Origin of the sequence: Mesorhizobium sp. M6A.T.Ce.TU.016.01.1.1, assembly GCF_003997065.1 — a bacterium.
Taxonomy (GTDB): Bacteria; Pseudomonadota; Alphaproteobacteria; order Rhizobiales; family Rhizobiaceae; genus Mesorhizobium; species Mesorhizobium mediterraneum.
In genome coordinates, this window is the sequence record NZ_RZTJ01000031.1 from 26,137 (window position 1) to 42,693 (window position 16,557).

At 62.3% G+C, this 16,557-nt stretch carries 17 protein-coding genes and 1 pseudogene; 4 read left to right on the top strand and 14 right to left on the bottom strand.

The window, feature by feature from the left end:
- Window positions 1-41: 41 nt before the first annotated feature.
- The 9 genes from era to rpoZ all read right to left on the bottom strand — a co-directional run bounded on the left by era (window position 42) and on the right by rpoZ (window position 7,536).
- Window positions 42-974, bottom strand: coding sequence for a GTPase Era (gene era, locus EOC94_RS30740; protein ID WP_095483142.1), 933 nt, complete (start codon window positions 972-974; stop codon window positions 42-44).
- On the bottom strand, window positions 971-1,696 hold the full coding sequence (gene rnc / locus EOC94_RS30745) for a ribonuclease III (protein ID WP_095483141.1): 726 nt from the start codon (window positions 1,694-1,696) through the stop codon (window positions 971-973). The genes era and rnc overlap by 4 nt, the downstream gene beginning before the upstream one ends.
- A gap of 4 nt (window positions 1,697-1,700) precedes the next feature.
- Entirely contained in the window at window positions 1,701-2,450 is a 750-nt protein-coding gene (gene lepB, locus EOC94_RS30750) for a signal peptidase I (RefSeq protein ID WP_126107172.1), read from the bottom strand.
- 77 nt (window positions 2,451-2,527) lie between these two features.
- Window positions 2,528-2,941, bottom strand: a complete 414-nt coding sequence (gene acpS / locus EOC94_RS30755) for a holo-ACP synthase (RefSeq protein ID WP_029354476.1) — start codon at window positions 2,939-2,941, stop codon at window positions 2,528-2,530.
- Window positions 2,938-3,510: a DUF2062 domain-containing protein gene (locus EOC94_RS30760; RefSeq protein ID WP_127295274.1), complete on the bottom strand. Its 573-nt coding sequence runs from the start codon at window positions 3,508-3,510 to the stop codon at window positions 2,938-2,940. Before EOC94_RS30760 ends, acpS begins: the two co-directional genes overlap by 4 nt.
- 265 nt (window positions 3,511-3,775) lie before the next feature.
- Window positions 3,776-4,156: a VOC family protein gene (locus tag EOC94_RS30765; RefSeq protein ID WP_245465692.1), complete on the bottom strand. Its 381-nt coding sequence runs from the start codon at window positions 4,154-4,156 to the stop codon at window positions 3,776-3,778.
- Window positions 4,157-4,169: 13 nt separating this feature from the next.
- On the bottom strand, window positions 4,170-4,748 hold the full coding sequence (gene pyrE, locus EOC94_RS30770; protein WP_126107175.1) for an orotate phosphoribosyltransferase: 579 nt from the start codon (window positions 4,746-4,748) through the stop codon (window positions 4,170-4,172).
- A gap of 46 nt (window positions 4,749-4,794) precedes the next feature.
- Window positions 4,795-7,023, bottom strand: coding sequence for a bifunctional (p)ppGpp synthetase/guanosine-3',5'-bis(diphosphate) 3'-pyrophosphohydrolase (locus EOC94_RS30775; RefSeq protein ID WP_127295276.1), 2,229 nt, complete (start codon window positions 7,021-7,023; stop codon window positions 4,795-4,797).
- A 111-nt stretch (window positions 7,024-7,134) separates the two neighbouring features.
- On the bottom strand, window positions 7,135-7,536 hold the full coding sequence (rpoZ, locus tag EOC94_RS30780) for a DNA-directed RNA polymerase subunit omega (RefSeq protein ID WP_095483135.1): 402 nt from the start codon (window positions 7,534-7,536) through the stop codon (window positions 7,135-7,137).
- Between the two features lie 310 nt (window positions 7,537-7,846).
- Here rpoZ and EOC94_RS30785 point away from each other — a divergent pair, with 310 nt between their 5' ends.
- Both EOC94_RS30785 and EOC94_RS30790 read left to right on the top strand, forming a co-directional pair.
- Entirely contained in the window at window positions 7,847-8,428 is a 582-nt protein-coding gene (locus EOC94_RS30785; RefSeq protein ID WP_095483134.1) for an NYN domain-containing protein, read from the top strand.
- An 11-nt stretch (window positions 8,429-8,439) separates the two neighbouring features.
- Window positions 8,440-9,102, top strand: a complete 663-nt coding sequence (locus tag EOC94_RS30790; RefSeq protein ID WP_185928361.1) for a uracil-DNA glycosylase — start codon at window positions 8,440-8,442, stop codon at window positions 9,100-9,102.
- Here EOC94_RS30790 and EOC94_RS30795 read toward each other — a convergent pair.
- From EOC94_RS30795 to dapA, 3 genes are all read right to left on the bottom strand, one after another.
- A complete protein-coding gene (locus EOC94_RS30795) occupies window positions 9,071-9,814 on the bottom strand; it encodes a GH25 family lysozyme (RefSeq protein ID WP_126107178.1) in 744 nt (247 codons plus the stop codon). The two genes, EOC94_RS30790 and EOC94_RS30795, sit on opposite strands and share 32 nt — an antisense overlap.
- Window positions 9,815-9,830: 16 nt before the next feature.
- The gene (gene smpB, locus EOC94_RS30800) at window positions 9,831-10,310 is read right to left on the bottom strand and encodes an SsrA-binding protein SmpB (RefSeq protein ID WP_023719895.1); all 480 of its coding nucleotides are present in this window, start codon (window positions 10,308-10,310) and stop codon (window positions 9,831-9,833) included.
- Between the two features lie 151 nt (window positions 10,311-10,461).
- On the bottom strand, window positions 10,462-11,343 hold the full coding sequence (gene dapA / locus EOC94_RS30805) for a 4-hydroxy-tetrahydrodipicolinate synthase (protein WP_127295277.1): 882 nt from the start codon (window positions 11,341-11,343) through the stop codon (window positions 10,462-10,464).
- A 246-nt stretch (window positions 11,344-11,589) separates the two neighbouring features.
- On the opposite strand from dapA, the gene EOC94_RS30810 reads away from it, so the two are divergent.
- Together EOC94_RS30810 and EOC94_RS30820 are read left to right on the top strand one after the other, a co-directional pair.
- Window positions 11,590-13,629 (top strand): lytic transglycosylase domain-containing protein, encoded by a 2,040-nt coding sequence (locus EOC94_RS30810; protein WP_126107180.1) that lies wholly within the window; start codon window positions 11,590-11,592, stop codon window positions 13,627-13,629.
- Window positions 13,630-13,899: 270 nt separating this feature from the next.
- Window positions 13,900-14,793, top strand: coding sequence for an alpha/beta hydrolase (locus EOC94_RS30820; protein ID WP_127295278.1), 894 nt, complete (start codon window positions 13,900-13,902; stop codon window positions 14,791-14,793).
- 48 nt (window positions 14,794-14,841) lie between these two features.
- On the opposite strand, the pseudogene EOC94_RS30825 reads toward EOC94_RS30820, so the two are convergent.
- Window positions 14,842-15,836 (bottom strand): annotated as a pseudogene (locus EOC94_RS30825) (site-specific integrase).
- A 290-nt stretch (window positions 15,837-16,126) separates the two neighbouring features.
- Window positions 16,127-16,557: porin (locus tag EOC94_RS30830; RefSeq protein WP_185928362.1), on the bottom strand; the 431-nt coding region annotated here is incomplete at its 5' end.

Consider the following 16,557-nt stretch of genomic DNA (forward strand, 5'->3'; position numbering starts at 1 on the left):
ATCTTTTTCGAAAACCGGTTCCCACTTTTCGGGAACATGCTCTAATGCGGAAACTCCAGCCCCATTTCGCGGTAGCGCTCGGGGTCGTCGCCCCAGTTCTCGCGCACCTTGACGAACAGGAAAAGGTGCACCTTCTGTTCGAGGATACCTGATATCTCCATGCGTGCCGCCTGGCCGATGGCACGGATCGTCTCGCCCTTGTGGCCGAGGACGATCTTCTTCTGGCTGTCACGCTCGACATAGATGGTCTGGTCGATGCGCACCGAGCCGTCCTTCTTCTCTTCCCATTTCTCGGTTTCGATGTGGGAAGAATAGGGCAGTTCCTGATGCAGCCTGAGATAGAGCTTTTCGCGGGTGATCTCGGCCGCCAGCTGTCGCATCGGCAGATCGGAGATCTGGTCTTCCGGGTAATACCAGGGGCCGGCAGGCAGGGTTTCCGAGAGATAGTCGAGCAGGTCCTTGCAGCCCGACCCAGTTAGCGCCGAGACCATGAAGGTGCGCTTGAAGGGCACCTTTTCGTTGGCTGCCGCGGACAGGGCCAGCAGCGCCTCGGGCTTGACCCGGTCGACCTTGTTGAGGATCAGCACCATCGGCTGGCGGACATCCTTCAGCCGTTCGAGGATGGCGTCGGCGTCGCCCCTGATGCCGCGCTCGGCGTCGATCAGCAACAGCACGATATCGGCGTCCTTGGCGCCGCCCCAGGCGGTCGTCACCATTGCCGTGTCCAATCGCCGCTTCGGCTTGAAAATGCCCGGCGTGTCGACGAAAACTATCTGTGCGTTGTTGTGGATGGCGATGCCGCGCACGATGGCGCGCGTCGTCTGCACCTTGTGGGTGACGATCGACACCTTGGCGCCGACCAGCTGGTTGACCAGCGTCGATTTTCCCGCATTGGGCGCGCCGATCAGCGCGACGAAGCCGGAGTGTGTGACGGCGGCTTCTGTTGCCGGCGGGACGTCGTCGGTGGCGGTCATGCCGCGCTCCCCTTATTTAGCCAGATGCCTTCGCGCAACAGCAGTGCGGTGGCGGCGGCCTGCTCGGCCTCGCGCTTGGAGCGCCCACTGCCGGTCGCCGGCGGATAGGCGCCGACCTTGACGCTGATGGTGAACAGCGGATCGTGGTCCGGTCCCTCGCGGCTGTCAATTATGTAGACCGGCACGGCGCCTGCCGCCTGATGCGCCCATTCCTGCAGTTCGGTCTTGGCATCGCGGCGGGCGGCACCTATGGCCTGCGAGCGCGGCCGCCAGTATTTGTGGATGAAGGCGCTGGCTGCCTCCAGCCCGCCGTCGAGATAGAGCACGGCGATCAGCGATTCCAGCGCATCGGCGCGTAGATTGACGCGCTTGCGTCCGTCGAGGCCGCGCACGTCCGAGCCGGCACGGATCAGCTCCGGCAGGCCGATCTCCTCGGCGATCTCCGCCAGCGCCTCGGCATTGACCAGCGCATTGAGCCTGAGCGAAAGCTCACCCTCGGCAGCGTCCGGATACGCCGCCAGCAGCATGTCGGCGACGACCAGGCCGAGGACGCGGTCACCCAGGAATTCGAAACGCTCATAGTCGATGCCGGCATGGCTGCTGCGGGCGCTGGCATGGGTCAGCGCACGCTGCAAGCGCTGGTGGTCGGCAAAGGCGTGGCCTGTGCGCTCCATGAGCGCTTTGGCGAGCGCGTCCGCGGTCAACCGTTTTGTCGCGGCCATGATCCTAATTGACGAAATGGAGCAGGCGCGACGCGCGCATCAGCGACGGCCATTTCCAGATTTCGAGCGGGCTGGCGCTGCCACCGATCGAGAAGAAGATGAGGTTGGCGCGGCCGACCAGGTTCTCGTCGGGCACAAAACCGACGGTGAAGCGGCTGTCCGAGGAATTGTCCCTGTTGTCGCCCATCATAAAATAGTGGCCGGGCGGCACGTCGAATTCGCGGGTGTTGTCGCCGATCGAGTTCGGCGTCAGGTCGAGCGTGTCATAGCTGACGCCGTTCGGCAAAGTCTCACGATAGACGTCGACCGGCCCGCTCTCCTCGGTGATGTCGCGATTGTCGATCTGCCCGACCTTCTGGCGCGGCACGCCGACGCCGTTGATGAAGAGCTGGCCATCCCTGACCTGGATCTTGTCCCCCGGCAGGCCAATGACGCGCTTGATGTAGTCGACGGAGGGGTCCGGCGGGAACTTGAACACCGCCACGTCGCCGCGCTTCGGCTCGGCGCCCCAGATGCGGCCCGAAAAGAGATCCGGCCCGAACGGCAGCGAATAGCGGGAAAAGCCATAGGACCATTTGGTGACGAAGAGATAGTCGCCTTCGAGCAAGGTCGGCCGCATCGATCCGGACGGAATCGAAAATGGCTGAAAAAGGAGCGTGCGGATGACCAGAGCGAGCAAAAGCGCCTGGACGATGACGCTGACGGTTTCGCCAAGCCCGCCGGATTTCTTCTGGGATTTTTCAGCCACGCTCATGTCGTCCTCGATTATGCGTTGGTTGGTATAGAGTCTCGGCGCGCGCTGGGCAACGTCATGCCGGTGGTCAGATGCAATCAATATGGCGCTTCTTCGACGGGCAACGCCTCGATGATCACAAAGGCTTGAGCAAGCGGAAAGTCGTCGGTGATGGTGAGGTGGATTGCCGCTCTGTGCCCTTCAGGCAGGATTTTGTCCAGTTGCGCCGCCGCCCCGCCAGTCAACGCTATGGTCGGCTTGCCGCTGGCGAGATTGACGACGCCCATGTCGCGCCAGAACACCCCTTGCGCCATACCGGTGCCCAGCGCCTTGGCGCAGGCTTCCTTGGCGGCGAAGCGCTTGGCATAGGAGGCGGCGCGGGCGCCGCGATTTTCGGAGCGGGCCTGTTCGACCTCGGTGTAGATGCGCTGGATAAAGCGCTGGCCATGACGCTCCAGCGATTTTTCGATGCGTCTAATATCGATCAGGTCGCTGCCGATGCCAATGATCATTCGGCCGGAACTTCCCGTCCGGCCGTTCCAGCTCTGTCCGCCAGGCGCAAGCGCCGCTGTTCGCGGAAGGTGGCCATGCCCCAGCGCGTGATGCCGTAGAACAAGAGGCCGAAGATCAGGCCAAGCGGCACGGCGCCGACGGTCATCGGTTTCAGCACCGGTCCCCACAATTGCGAAAACGAAAGATTGTGCAGCATCTCGCCGAGATGCGCGGGCGGCCCATGCGCCGGCAGGCGCTCGTGCAGGACCAGCTTGCCGGTCTCCCAGGACGCGCCCCACAGCAGCGGGAAGGTCAGCGGATTGCCGACAGCCGTGCCGAGCGCTGCCGCGACCAGATTCCCGGCGATCAGCCAAGAGACGGCGAAGGCGATGATGAAGTGAAAGCCGAGCGGAAAGAACGATGCGAACACGCCCGCCGCGACACCGGCGGCCACGGCGTGCGGGGTAGCCTTCAGCCGCAGGATGCGCTTGGAAAAATACCGCAGCGAACGCGAGAAAGAGCGGCGTGGCCACAGATAGGTACGCATCCGCTCGAGAAAACCATCAGGCTTGCGGCGTCGAAAAAGCACTCTGTTCCTGTTCCTGATATCCAAAGCTGCCGCTCTGACCATCCCGGGCCGGGCGTGACAGCCACATCTTGCGCTTTGCGGCCGTCGAAAGGCAACAACGACCTTGATATAGCGATACGCCGGCCGCAGAACAACCGGAGCTCGTCGGGCGCCCGCTTGCAGCGACCTTGCGGCGCCGGCGTTTCGCCGTTTCGAACACAGTACAATCGCGGCGGATTTGAGGAGGCGAGTTCGGCGCGGAGATCAGCAGCAACCCGCAAGCTATCTACAGCCCATAGTCGCTGACCTCGACGAGGTTGCCGTCCGGGTCGCGGAAATAGACCGACATCATCGGGCCGCGAGCGCCGATCCGCTCGACCGGCCCGACTTCAATGGCAATGCCATTGGCCTGCAGACTGGCGCAGATCTCGGAGAGCGGGCGGGCGGCGACCAAGCAGAAATCCGCCGAGCCCGGAGTCGGCGCCTTGGCCTTCGGCTCGAATGTGCGGCCTGCCTCATGCACGTTGATCTTCTGCGTTCCGAAAAGCAGTGCCGTCGGCAGGTTCGGTGTGTCGAGACGCCTGAACCCGAGCACGCGCTGATAAAAGGCGCAGGTGTCATCGACGGAGCGAACCGTCAGCACGAAATGATCGATGCCGGCGATCACGGCAGCGCCTCCGTTATATGTTGCGGCTGCCCGGCTTGATCGCCGGAATGGCGGCGAGCTCGGGCGGCAGGCTGTCGGCTGGATAGGCCGGAACCTCATATTCGGCGAGCGCAATCAACGGCACGCCGACATCGGTCTTGCCGGCCGAGCGGTCGATGATGCAGGCGGCGGCAACGACCTCGGCGCCAAGCGCGCGCAGGCAATCGATGGTCTCGCGGATCGACAGTCCGGTGGTGACGATGTCCTCGACGATGACGACGCGCGAACCGTTGGCGATCTCGAAGCGGCGGAGCCTGAACTGGCCCCCTTCCCGCTCGACCCAGATCGCCGGTGCGCCAAGATGGCGCGAAGTCTCGTAGGCCGGGATCAGCCCGCCGATCGCCGGGCCGACGACATAGTCGATCTTGCCGGACACAGCTGCGCGGATCTTTTCGGCCAGCGCCTTGCACAGGCGCTCGGTCTTGTCGGCATGCATGAAGACCCGTGCCTTCTGCAGGAAGACCGGGCTTCGCAAACCCGACGTCAGGATGAAATGCCCTTCTAAAACGGCACCGGCTTCACGGAAAATGCCCAGCACTTCGTCGGTGTTCATCTCTGCCCTGTCTCCAACACGCTTGTCTCCAGCACGCTAGTGATTTTTAGCCGTTCACGCGCCTTGCATCGCTGACGCTCGAATTGTCCTTGAGCTGCGACAGCAGCCGGTTCAGGTGCTTCAGATCCCAGACTTCGAGATCAATCAGCATTTCAGTGAAATCAGGCGCGGTGCGCACCATCGACAATGTATGGATGTTGGCATCGTTGGATGCAACGACCTGCGCGATGTCGGCCAGCGAGCCCGGCGCGTTGATGGCGGTGACCGAGACTCGCGCCGGAAACCGCTCCTTGGTGCGCTCGTCTATGTCCCAGCGCACGTCGATCCATCGTTCGGGCTGGTCGTCGAAAGCCTGCAGCGCCGGCGACTGGATCGGATAGATCGTGATGCCGGTTCCCGGCTGCACGATGCCGACGATGCGGTCGCCGGGCACAGCACCTTCCGGCGCGAAGCGCACCGGCAGGTCGCCGCGCACGCCACGGATCGGCACGGCGCCGTCCCTTGGCTGGTCCTTATCCTTGCGTGCCGCGCGTCCCGGAATCTGGAACAGCATTCCGGCGGCGTTGCGGATCTTCGACCAGCCCTCCTCGCGCTGCTTGGGCGCGGCCAGCGTGACGCGCTCGTCCTTGTAGTCGGGAAACACCGCTTTCATGACATCGGTGGAAGCAAGTTCGCCGCGGCCGACCGAAGCCAGCACATCCTCGATGTCCTTGCGCGCCAGCCGATGCAGCACCGACTTCAGGCTCTCCTTGGTAAAGGTCTTCCCGGACCGCTCGAAGGCGCGTTCCAGTATGCGGATGCCGAGACCCGAATACTGCTTGCGGATGGCATTCTTGGTGGCGCGGCGGATCGCCGAGCGCGCCTTGCCGGTGACGACGACCGATTCCCACGCCGCCGGCGGCACCTGCGCCTTGGAGCGGATGATCTCGACTTCATCGCCATTCTTCAGCTCGGTCATCAGCGGCATGATGCGGCCATTGACCTTGGCGCCAACGCAGGTGTCGCCGACATCGGTGTGCACGGCGTAGGCGAAATCGATCGGCGTGGCGCCGCGCGGCAGCGCGATCAGCATGCCCTTGGGCGTGAAGCAGAAAACCTGGTCCTGGAACAGCTCCAGCTTGGTGTTTTCGAGGAAGTCTTCGGGATTGTCGCCCTCGGCAAGCTGCTCGATGGTGCGCCGCAGCCAGGCATAGGCGTTGGTCTCCTTCGAGATCGCATGGGCGGTGCCGTTCACCTTGCCGCCGCTGTCCTTGTAGATCGAATGTGCGGCAACGCCATATTCGGCGATCTTGTTCATCTGGTAGGTGCGGATCTGCAGTTCGACACGCTGGCGCGACGGTCCGACGATTGTGGTGTGAATTGAACGGTAGTCGTTCTGCTTCGGCGTCGAGATGTAGTCCTTGAAGCGGCCGGGCACCATCGACCATGTCGTGTGAATAGCGCCGAGCGCCCGGTAGCAGTCCTCGACGGTATCGACGACGACGCGAAAGCCGAAAATGTCGGACAGCTGCTCGAAGGACAGCGCCTTGGCCTCCATCTTGCGGAACACCGACCACGGCTTCTTCTGGCGACTCTTGACCTCGGCCTTGATGGCATATTTCTCGAACAGCGTGGACAGCGCCTTCTCGATCTCGGACAGCACATCCTTGTTGCGCTCGAAGATCTCGGCGAGCCGCGCGGTGACAGCGCGGTAGGCTTCCGGATTGATGAAGCGGAAGGCGATCTCCTCGAGCTCCTCGCGCATGCCTTGCATGCCCATGCGCCCGGCCAGCGGCGCATAGATATCCATCGTTTCCTCGGCGATGCGCAGGCGCTTGGCTTCAGGCACATGGTCGAGCGTGCGCATGTTGTGCAAGCGGTCGGCAAGCTTGACCAGCAGCACGCGAACGTCTTCCGAGATCGCCAGCAAGAGCTTACGCAGGTTTTCCGCCTGCTCGGCCTTCTTGGAGACGAGGTCGAGTTTCTTCAGCTTGGTCAGGCCTTCGACCAGCTTGCCCATTTCCGGACCGAACAGCTCGTCGATCTCGGCCCTGGTCGCCGTGGTGTCCTCGATCGTGTCGTGCAGCAGGGCAACCGCGATGGTCGCCTCATCCATGTGCATTTCGGTGAGGATGGCGGCGACTTCGAGCGGATGCGAGAAATAAGGGTCGCCGGAGGCACGCTTCTGGTGGCCATGCTTCTGCATGGCGTAGACATAGGCCTTGTTGAGCAGCGCCTCGTTGACGTCAGGCTTGTAGCGCTGGACGCGCTCGACAAGCTCATACTGACGCATCATGGGCGGGATCTCGCAGTGCTGAAATGAATCATGCGCCGCACTGGCGTACGGCGCATGTCATAGATAACCACGAAACCGCCGACGCGAAAGTGTCGGCAGTCGTTGCGACGATTAATAATCGTCGCTTTTTTCCGGCGGTACCAGACCTTCGATGCCGGCCAGGAGGTCTTCCTCGGTCATGCGGTCGAAGGTGATGTTGTCCTCGGTGTCGTCGGCATCGGTAGCCACAGCGGCGGCACCGGTCTGGTCGGCGATCGCCTCGCCATCGGCTTCCGGCTCATCGACCTCGACATGCTTCTGCAGCGAGTGGATCAGGTCTTCCTTGAGATCGTCGGGCGACAGCGTCTCTTCGGCGATCTCGCGCAGCGCGATGACCGGATTCTTGTCGTTGTCGCGAGGAACGGTGATCTGCGCGCCCTGGCTGATCTGACGGGCACGGTGGCCGGCCAGGAGCACGAGCTCGAAGCGGTTGTCGACCTTGTCGATGCAATCTTCAACGGTTACGCGGGCCATGAGCTGCCCCTTTCATGCCTGGATTTAATGGAAAACAGGCGCGGTCCATAACCTGAACGCCGCCAAAATACAAGCTTTTTGGCAATATCAGTCCGGGGCCAAGTCCGGGGCCGGCCAAGGCGAGGTCTGGCCGCACGCAGCCTGCGACGATACGGCACCGATCACAATTGCTTGCTATGCAGCATCATACCCTTGGATTGCCGTAAAACCGGCGTTATCTCGAATGACGAAGGTCAGCCGGTTATTTTCAAGCCGACCGATAGTCACGCGCATTTAGACGGCCGCTTATTTTCGAAAAGGAATATTTTCCATGTTCGACCCTCGTGAAAAAATCGCTCTTTTCATCGACGGTGCCAATCTTTACGCCACGTCGCGCGCGCTCGGCTTCGACATCGACTACCGCAAGCTTTTGTCGAGCTTCCAGAAGCGCGGCTACCTGCTGCGTGCTTACTACTACACCGCGCTGGTCGAGGATCAGGAATATTCCTCGATCCGGCCGCTGATCGACTGGCTCGACTATAACGGCTTCAAGGTGGTGACCAAGCCGGCCAAGGAGTTCACCGACTCGACCGGCCGCCGCAAGATCAAGGGCAATATGGACATCGAGCTGACGGTCGATGCGCTGGAACTTGCCGATGTCGTCGACCACTATGTCATCTTTTCCGGCGACGGCGATTTCCGCACGCTGGTCGAGGCGCTGCAGCGGCGCGGGCGCAAGGTCTCGATCGTCTCCACCATGGCTTCACAGCCGCCGATGATTTCCGACGATCTGCGCCGCCAGGCGGACCATTTCATCGACCTGATGACGCTGAAGAGCGAGGTCGGCCGCGATCCGTCCGAGCGGCCGGTGCGCCGGCCCGAGCCGGCCGAAGTCGACGAGGACGACTATTGACGGCGGCGGTCTTGACCGCTCCCTTGGTCGCATCCCCCGAGCCTGATCGCGACTGCCCGCTCTGCCCGCGGCTGCATGATTTTATCGCGCAATGGCGGCAGCGCGAGCCGTCCTGGTTCAATGCGCCGGTGCCGACCTTCCTGCCGCCCGAGGGCGAGGATGCCGTTAAACTGTTGATCGTCGGGCTGGCGCCAGGCCTGCGTGGGGCGAACAGGACGGGGCGTCCCTTCACCGGCGACTACGCCGGCGACCTGCTCTACAACACGCTGATCGCGCACGGCTTTGCGCGCGGCCAATTCAAGGCGCGGCCCGATGACGGGCTGGAGCTTGTCGGCACGGCGATCACCAATGCGGTGCGCTGCGTGCCACCGGACAACAAGCCGGTCGGCGCCGAGATTGCCACCTGCCGGACGTTCCTGGTGCCGACTATCGCGCGGTTTAAAAACCTGCGCGCCGTGCTGGCGCTGGGCTCGATCGCTCACCAGTCGACCGTGCGGGCGCTGGGTGGGCGTGTTGCCGCTTATCCCTTCCGCCACGGCGGACAGCAGCAACCCAATGGCGTCACGCTGTTCTCCAGCTATCATTGCTCGCGCTACAACACCAACACCGGCGTGCTGACGGAAACGATGTTCGTCAACGTGTTCAGGGATATAGCCGCGTTTCTGGAGAGATAGATTCGGGCGGTGGCGCAAACAGCTCGGCCAATTTCTCCTGCCCGCCCTGAAGGACATTCAGATCGACATCGCCACTGATGCCGTCGACGCGACCCCTGTCGTGGTACTGCCAATAGATCCAGTCGTCATGACCTGGCCACAGCGCCAGCGAACGAACCCAGTGCGGGCGGCCGACGATCTGACCGGCATAGACCCGCGCAGCCTCGTCGGTCACATAGAGGATCGCTGTCTTGCCGAAAGCTGCCTCGACAGGGCGCAGGAAAGCCGAGAGTTCGACATTCAATTCTTCGGGCGATGGCCGCCGCGGACAATTGCCGACAAATTCTATGTCCACCACCGGCGGCAGCAGCGATTGATCGCGCGGCACGACGGAGATGAAATTGCGCGCCTGATCGGCGCCAGGCCTGCAGAAGGTGAAGAAATGGTAGGCACCGACCGCCAGCCCGGCCGCACGCGCCTCACGCAGATTGGCGGCGAAGGCGTCGTCGACATGGTCGCCGCCCTCGGTCGCCTTGATGACGGCGAAGGCGACATCGTCGGCGGCAACACGGCGCCAGTCGATCTGCCGCTGATGATGGGAAACGTCGATACCTCTGACCGGATATTTGCTTCGGTCCGGAGAAAACGTCTGGAAGTAGAAATAGCCGACGGCCGCGACGACGCACACGAGGATCAGGCTGGCCGCACCCCAAAGAACGATCCGGTTCTTCAAAAGAGTGGTTCCCAGCCTACCCACGCTCCTTCAGCAACCGGCCTTTCTCGCGCGACCAGTCGCGCTGCTTTTCGGTCTCGCGCTTGTCGTGCAGTTTCTTGCCGCGACCAACGGCGAGCAGCACTTTGGCCCGGCCCTGGTCGTTGAAGTAGATTTTTAGCGGCACCAGCGTCATGCCCTCGCGATCAACGCTCTGCGACAGCTTGGCCATCTCGCGTTTGTTGAGCAGCAGCTTGCGGCGCCGGCGTGGCTCGTGGTTGAAGCGGTTGGCCTGCAGATATTCTGGCAAATAGGAGTTGATCAGCCAGATCTCACCGCCCTCGACCGAGGCGTAACTGTCCTGGATGTTGGCCTGGCCCTGGCGCAGCGACTTCACCTCGGTGCCGGTCAGCACCAGACCGGCCTCGATCGTGTCGAGCACCTCATAGGAAAACCGCGCCTTGCGGTTTTCCGCAACGGTCTTGTTGTTGGGATCGGCTTTTCTGACTTGATTCATGACGTCTAGAGTCCGTTTCGAAACTCGCTCCTGCGAGTCAGATGATGGTGGCACCGAGAACCGGAGCGGAGCGTACATATAGTACGTGAGCACCGGAAGCGCAGGTGACGCCTTCAGATGGCCGCAGGAGTAGAGTTTCCAAACGGGCTCGCTAGTTAATCAAGCCGGCGTGCTTCATGGCCGCATCGATCTTTTCGGCGGTCGACTGCTCGACGGTCACCAGCGGCGAGCGCAGCACGTTCTCGACCTTGCCAAGCTTCGACAGTGCATATTTCGCGCCGGACACGCCCGGTTCAATGAAGATCGCCTTGTGCAGCGGCAGCAGGCGGTCCTGCAAATCCAGCGCCTTGGCGCTGTCGCCGGAAAGCGTCGCCTCCTGGAATTCGGCGCACAGCCTAGGTGCGACATTCGACGTCACTGAGATGCAGCCGACGCCGCCATGGGCGTTGAAGCCGAGCGCCGAGGCATCCTCGCCCGAAAGCTGGATGAAATCCTTGCCACAGGTCGCGCGCTGCTCGGAAACCCGCTCGACCTTGCCGGTGGCGTCCTTGACGCCGACGATATTCTTGAAGTCGTGAGCCAACCGGCCCATCGTCTCAGGCATCATGTCGATCACCGAGCGCGGCGGGATGTTGTAGATGATGATCGGCAGACTGGTCGCCCTGGCGACGGCGGCGAAATGTTCATAGAGGCCGCGCTGCGTCGGCCTGTTGTAATAAGGCGTGACGACCAGTGCCGCGTCGGCGCCAGCCTTCTCGGCATATTGCACCAGGCCCACCGCCTCCTCGGTGTTGTTGGAGCCGGCGCCGGCGACGACCGGAGCGCGGCCCTTGGCCACCTCGATGCACACCTTGACGACGTGGCGGTGCTCATCATGCGATAGGGTCGGCGACTCGCCTGTCGTGCCGACCGGAACCAAACCGGTCGTGCCTTCGGCGATCTGCCAGGCAACGAGGGCGCGAAAGGCTTTCTCGTCGAAACGGCCGCTCTTTTCGAACGGTGTCACGAGCGCGGTAAGCGAGCCTCTCAGCATGTCGTCCAACTCCTTGGGACTTCTCGGGTTTTGACTTCTCGGGTTTGTCGTGCGCGCCTTCTAGCCGAAAGCGAAGCGGCGCACCATAGTCTCGACACCGTTGCGCGGCAAGCATGGCAGTAGTGCCAGCAAGCGCAATTTGAACGACCTTGTTAGCGCTTTGTTTACGGCCTCTTCATAGCAGCCAACTAGGCTTCAGTTGATCTGTGCCTGTTGGTAATGTGTAGACAGGAAATGATGAAGACCATGCCGACCAGGCAGCCTCATTTTTTTGCGCTGCTTGGCGCAATCCTCCTGCTGATGCCGAGCGGCGTGGCCGCCGGCAAGATCGATGTGCAGGTCACGTCGGCCATTCCGATGCCCCACCTGCAGGGTACGGGCCTGCAGGATACGAGATCCCCATCCGCCAGCGTCGCCAGGCTGAAGAGCGGCCTTGACGCGCTGGCGGCAAACGACGTTGCCGGAGCGCGTCAAGTGCGCGAGGCTCTGCCGGTCAAGTCGCTCGACCGGCACATCCTTGCCTGGGCGATCGCGCTCTATGGCGGCGACAAGGTGCCAAGCGGCGACATCGCCGATGCTGCGAAGATGTTGCCGAACTGGCCGGGCATGATCGCCTTGCGCAAGAACAGCGAGCGCGCGCTCTATCGCGAGAACCCCGCGCCTGAGATCGTGGTGCAGGCATTCGGCGGCAGCCAGCCGCAAACAGTCGAGGGCGTGGTGATCCTCGCCCGCTCGTATGTGTCGCGGGGCGACGTCAAGGCGGCGCGCTCGGTGCTGTCGCCTTTCTGGCGCACCGAGAAACTGGAAGCCAAGGACGAAGCTGACATCATCCAGGAATTCGGCAAGCTGATCCCCGCAGCCGACCACCGCTTCCGCATGGAGCGCATGTTCTATGCCGACCGGGTCAATTCCGCGCTGCGCGTCGCCGGCTTTGCCGGCGCCCAGCAACTGGCCGACGCCTGGGCGGCGGCGGCCAGGGGCGACAAGAAAGCGGCCAAACTGCTGAAGGCCGTGCCCGCCGCGCAGCGTTCGGCCGGCTATTTCTTTGCGCAAGCCCAATATCTGCGCAAGCAAGACAAGCTTTCCGACGCCGTCGCGGTGATGATGAAGGCGCCGAGCGACCGCAGCGCGCTGGTCGACCCGGATGCCTGGTGGGCCGAGCGTCGAGTATTGTCGCGCGAACTGGTCGACCAGGGCGACATGAAGACCGCCTACAGGATCGTCGCAGCACATGCCGCCGAAAGTGCCGCCAATGCGGCGGATGCGGAGTTCCATGCCGGCTGGTACGCGCTGCGCGGCCTCAACGACCCCAATACCGCTGCCAAGCATTTCGCGCGCATCGCCGATCTCACTCAGGGGCCGATATCGCTGTCGCGCGCCTATTATTGGCTCGGCCGTGCAGCCGAAGTCGGTGGTCCCGGCAATGCGAAGGATCATTTCACCCGTGCCGCCGCCTATGGCACGACGTTCTACGGCCAGCTCGCCGGCGAGCGCGTCGGCCGGCGGGTGCTCAACATCGCCTATCCCTCGCCTGATACCACCGACCGCCGCAATTTCGCCGGCCGCGAAGCTGTCAGCGCCATCAAACGGCTGCAGGAGGCGGGCTATGAGCGCTATGCCGACACGCTTTACCGCGACCTCGCCGGGCAGTTAAGCAGTCCCGGAGAGCTGGCGCTGCTGGCCATGATGGCGGAAAAGCAGGGCAATCATTTCCTGGCACTGAAAGTCGGCAAGATCGCCGGCGCGAGCGGCATCGATGTCGGCGCGCTGTCGCATCCGCTCGGCGTCATTCCCGACACCGCCAACATTTCCGGCTCGGGCAAGGCGCTGGCCTATGCGATCGCCCGCCAGGAAAGCGAGTTCAACATCGGCGCCGTCTCCAGCGCCGGCGCGCGCGGGCTGCTGCAGCTGATGCCGGGGACCGCCAAGCAATTGGCAAAGAAGGCCGGAATGATTTTCTCGCAAGCGCGGCTGACCACCGACGCCGGCTATAATGCGACGCTTGGCGCCGCCTTCCTCGGCGAGCAGCTCGGCCGCTTCGACGGCTCCTACGTGCTGACCTTTGCCGGCTACAATGCCGGCCCCAACCGCGCCGCCCAGTGGGTGGCGAAATACGGCGACCCACGCGGCAAGGACATCGACGCTATCGTCGACTGGATCGAACGGATTCCCTACACGGAAACAAGAAGTTACGTCCAGCGCGTGATGGAGAATTACGAAGTCTACAAGATGCGTATTTCGGGTAAGTACGACATCGTGGGCGATCTGGTGAACGGGCGGGGTTGAACCGTCTAGCGTTCGAGCGAAGCACCCCCCTCTACCCTGCCGGGCATCTCCCCCTCAAGGGGGGAGATTAGCAGTTTCGCCGACGGCGCCTTTTCTTCCGCGTTGGAGATTGGCGAAAACCGAAGTGACATCCAATCTCCCCCCGTGAGGGGGAGATGTCCGGCAGGACAGAGGGGGGCGCTGTCCCGCCGACGGCTAAGTCGATTTGACCGTACCCGCCCTCGCCTGTAGCAGTCGGGACGATCCAGCAACGGCGAGGAATCAGTCCAAATGTCGAGCGGTTTTTCCGACTTCTTCTACGCCTCGCCGGACGGGCTGCAACTCCACGCCCGTATCTACGGCGAAGCGAACTCCGCCCATTGGCCGGTCGTCTGCCTGCCCGGCCTGACCCGCAATAGCCGCGACTTTCATGAGTTGGCACTGCACCTGTCGCGACGAGCGAAAAATCCGCGCAAAATCGTCGCCTTCGATTATCGCGGGCGCGGGCAGTCCGCCTACGACCCCGATATCGGCCACTACAATGTCGGCGTCGAGGCCGGTGATATTCTCGCCGGGCTGGCGGCGCTTGATATCGAGGAGGCGGGCTTCATCGGCACGTCACGCGGCGGGCTGATCATCCATGTGCTCGGCGCGATGCGGCCGGCCGTCCTGAGGGCCATCGTTCTCAATGACATCGGCCCGGTGGTCGAGGCCGGCGGCCTCGCCCATATCCGCTCCTATCTCGAGCGCGCGCCAAAGCCGAAAACCCATGCCGAGGCGGTCGGCGCCCTGCGCGGCGCGCACGGCAGCGACTTTCCAGCCCTGACTGAGGTGGATTGGGACCGGATGGTATCGGCCCTTTACCGAGAGACGGATGACGGGCTGGTGCCGGATTTCGACGCGAAGCTGGTCGACACGCTGGCGAGTCTCGACCTCACCCAGCCGTTGCCGGCACTATGGCCGCAGTTCGAGGCACTGACGGCCATGCCGATGCTCACTATCCGCGGCGCCAATTCGAAGCTGCTGTCCACTGAGACGCTCGAACAGATGCGAAAGCGTCACCCTTGTTTCGAGACGATCACGGTCGAGGGCCAGGGCCATGCGCCTTTTCTCGAGACCGGCGGCCTGCCCGGCGCTATCGCCGCTTTTCTGGATACGGCCGAACAGCAGATCGGCTCGAAGTAAAACCTCCACGATCGACTTCGATCCTGGAGGTTTTTACTTGAATTTGGCTTACGCGGACTTCGAATTTTTCCGGGGCGCCTTGGATGAGGCTTTCGCCGCGACCGGCTCGCTCCTTGGTTCCGCAGAAGACAGAGGGCGTTCCGCGTCCGATCCATTGCACCGAGGGGTTTCCAGCACGACGACGCAGCCGTCGAGGTCGTTCGTGGCAAGATGCGCGTAACGCATGGTCATCGATAGCGTCTGATGGCCGAGCCACATCTGCACACGCCTGATGTCGATGCCGCCTTGGACAAGACGCGAGGCGCAGGTGTGGCGCAATATGTGCGGCACGACCTGTTCGTCGGCGCCAAGACCGACCTCGGCCTTCGCATCGTTCCAGATGGCGCGAAACTGCGCCTGGCTGAGCTTGGTGAAAGGACCTTTGGGCCGACGGCCTTCGGTGACCGGCAGCTTGATCACCTCCTTGGTCCGGGCGGTGAGTGGAATGGTGCGGCTGCGGCCGGATTTGGTGATCCAGAAGCTGACGCGATGCTCCTGGATATCATTCCAGATCAAGCCCAGCGCCTCGCCGAGGCGACAGCCGGTGTCGACGAGAAAGACCGAAAGCCGGTAAGCGTCCTCGCTGCGCCTCTTTATGGCGGCGAACAGCTGGGCTTCCTCATCCCTCTCGATGAAGCGAATCCGTCCCGCCCGCTCCTTCTGGCGGCGGAACTCGGGCAGGCTGTGGATATCCCCATCTTGTGAGCCTTGCGCAGCAGTTTGCTGAGAGCAGCCATCTTCCGATTGATGGTTGCGTTGCTGTTGCCGCGCTGGCGCAAGGTGCCGATAAGGTTGTCCAGGGTACTCTGGTCAAAGGCGCTGAAACGCTCCCCAAGGAGAATCTCGTCTATTTCGCCGATGAAGGAGCTGACATTGTATTTATGTCGCCCATCATCCCAAAGTATGTCTCGGTATGCTGAAAACAGCTCCCCGACCTTGTACGACTTTACTTCTCTGATCTTGTTATAACTGTATTTTATTTTTGCGTTTTGAGAAGAAAACATCGAAAAATGGTCAGAGGGAGCACCCTCTTGAATCGCTTCGTTTGTCATCATTCGCCACACCCCCGGAGGGGATAGGTCAGCCCTATCCGCTTGGAAGCGTCCTTTCAAGAGTTTTGATCACGCAGTTGTGATTTCATCCGCCATCAACGGATCCCACGAAATCTTCCCGCGGACCTTATTCAGCTACCGTTACCCCCTGTTCCTTCTGTTTGCCTTGATCCAGTCACGAAACAAAACAGCCCGGGCGTTGAAGCGCCCGGGCTGGATTTTCATTTGTATAGAACCAGCCCTTAGAACGAGCGCTGGAAGCGGAGCTGGCCGCCAAAGTTGTCTTCGTCGTCCGCACCGGTCCAGTTGGAGACAGTGTCCTCGCCTACGTGCAAGTAGGAGGCTTCCGCCGTGATCGTCAGGCCGGGGACGATGTCATAGGCGATGTTCGCCACGATGCCGAGGTTCTCGCCTTCGTCATACGAGATCTGGGTGTTGAACGAGGTCTTCTCGTTGATGGTGTAGGTGCCACCGCCCCAGACTGCCCAGTTACCGCTCCACAGCTTGTACATGCCGCGACCGTTGGCGTCGAATACATATGACGTATCCGTGTAGTTGTCGTCGGTGCCGTAGCCGGCCATGATGAACAGCGACAGGTTCTCCATCGGCGTGATGTCGAGGCGAACCTTGCCGGCCACTTCTTCATAGTTGCTGTCGTAGGCGACGACGCCGG